A 2,197-nucleotide genomic window follows, 5' to 3' on the forward strand; every position below is an offset into this window, starting at 1 on the left:
CGCTGCAAAGTCGGCGCCACCGCGGTGATCAGCCTCGCTGGACGTGTCGATCCAGGCCGGCGTGCTGAATCTGCTGCGTGACCTGCAGGCCGAGCGCGGGCTGTCGTATCTGTTCGTCTCGCACGACCTCTCGGTGGTGCGCAATCTGGCCCACGACATCGCCGTCATGCTGCGCGGCAAGATCGTCGAATCGGGCCCGGCCGAGCAGATCTTCGCCGATCCTCGGCACGAGTACACCCGCTCGCTGATCGCGGCCGTTCCGGAACCCGTCGTCAGCGGCTGATCACGCAGGAGGCCCCGCCATGAGATCCCGAGGAATGCAAGCCCGTCGTCGTGCCAGGCTGCGTTGCGCCGCCGTGGTGGTGGCGGCCGGGATGATCGTGGCGGGGTGCGGGTCCGCCGACGATTCGGCCACGGGCCTGACCGACGCGCTCGGGACCACCAGCGATATCAACCCCCTGCCGCGCGAAGCCCTGCGCGAGGGCGGGAACCTGCGGCTGGCCACGACCAGCTACCCGGCCAACTGGAACACGCTGTCCAACGACGGCAACGACGGCGAGATCGCCGACATCCTGCGCCCGATGATGCCCCGCTCGTTCGCGATCGACGCGGCGGGCAAGCTCACCGTCGACACCGACTACTTCACCGAGATCGCGCTGACCGGCACCGATCCGATGCGGGTGACGTACACGATCAACCCGAAGGCGGTGTGGTCGGACGGTTCCCCGATCACCTGGGAGGACATCGCCGCGCAGGCGAACGCGCTCAGCGGCCGGGACAAGCGCTACCTGATCGCCATCACCAACGGTTTCGAGTTCGTCGACCGGGTCGAGCGCGGCGTCGACGACCGGCAGGCGGTGCTCACCTTCGGCACCCCCTTCGCCGACTGGCGCGGCCAGTTCGCCGGCAACAGCTCGCTGTACCCGAAGTCGGTGACCAGCACCCCCGAGGCCTTCAACACCAGTCAGGTCGACGCGATCGGCCTCACCGCCGGCCCGTTCATCATCACCGCCACCGACCGCGGTCAGGGCCGGATCACCCTGGGCCGCAACCCGAAATGGTGGGGCGAGCAGCCGCTGCTCGACACCATCACCTACAGCGTGCTCGACCACACGGCCTGGGTGCAGGCGCTCCAGAACAACGAACTCGACCTGGTCCGGCTGACCACCATCGACGAGGTGAAGACCGTGCGCGGCACCGAGGGCCTGGTGGTCCGCCGCGCGCCCGGTAACCGCTGGCGCCACATCACCTTCAACGGCGCGCCCGGCTCGATCCTCGCCGAACAGGGTGTGCGCGTCGCGATCTCGAAGGCGATCGATCGGCAGGGCATCGCGACCGCCATCCAGAACGGTCTCGTCCAGGACCCGAAGCCGCTGAACAATCACGTCTTCCTGCGCGGCCAGGACGGCTACCAGGACAACAGTCTCGGCTTCGACCCCGACGCCGCGGCCAGGGAACTCGACGCGCTGGGCTGGAAGCTCAACGGCGACGTGCGGGAGAAGGACGGCCGCAAGCTCGAGATCCGCGACGTCATGTACAACGACCCGACCAATATCCAGATCGGTCAGATCATCCAGCAGAATCTCGCGCAGATCGGCGTCAAGCTGACCATCGAGACCAAGCCGGGCGCCGGTCTGTTCTCGGACGTCCTGCAGCCGGGCAACTTCGATGTGGGCCAGTGGTTCTGGGCCGGTGACCCGTTCCCGCTGAGCAGCCTGACCCAGATCTACGGCTACTACCCGGACGACATCCAGGGCAACTACGGCCGGATCGGCTCGCCCGAGCTCAACGCCCTCATCGAGCAGACCATCTCCGAACTCGATCCGGACAAGGCCAAGGAACTGGCCAACCAGGTCGACCGGAAGGTCTTCGAGGAGGGCCACTCGGTGCCGCTGTTCCAGTCCGCGGGCAACGTCGGCGTGCGTGCCGATCTCGCCAACTTCGGTGCGGCGGGCCTGGCTTCGCTCGACTACACCAAGATCGGCTTCGTGAAGTAACCCGTGACCAGTTCCGGCCCGGCGCGCGCGCTCACCTACCCCCTGCTGGTCACGTCCGGCACCATCGCGGTCATCGCCGCGCTGGTGCCGTTCGCCGATCTCGATCAGCTGAGTGCGCTCGCCGTGGTCGTGCTGGTGATTCTCGCGGTCACCACCTATCAGGTGGGGCTGGCGTTCGGGGTCCTGCCGACCGGGCTCGT

Annotated in this window: 3 protein-coding genes; all 3 read left to right on the forward strand. The window is 67.6% G+C overall.

Features of this window, described 5'->3' with window-relative positions:
* The first annotated feature begins 43 nt into the window (after positions 1-43).
* The gene (locus ACWDNU_RS45210; RefSeq protein ID WP_449673372.1) at positions 44-283 is read left to right on the forward strand and encodes an ABC transporter ATP-binding protein; all 240 of its coding nucleotides are present in this window, start codon (positions 44-46) and stop codon (positions 281-283) included.
* Between the two features lie 19 nt (positions 284-302).
* Positions 303-1,997 carry an ABC transporter family substrate-binding protein gene (locus tag ACWDNU_RS45215; protein WP_449673373.1) on the forward strand — a complete coding sequence of 565 codons (1,695 nt, stop codon included), beginning with the start codon at positions 303-305 and terminating at the stop codon, positions 1,995-1,997.
* Positions 1,998-2,000: 3 nt separating this feature from the next.
* Positions 2,001-2,197 (forward strand): hypothetical protein (locus tag ACWDNU_RS45220; protein ID WP_449673374.1); only part of this gene is annotated, 197 nt, incomplete at its 3' end.

The organism is Amycolatopsis sp. NPDC003676 (genome assembly GCF_053587275.1).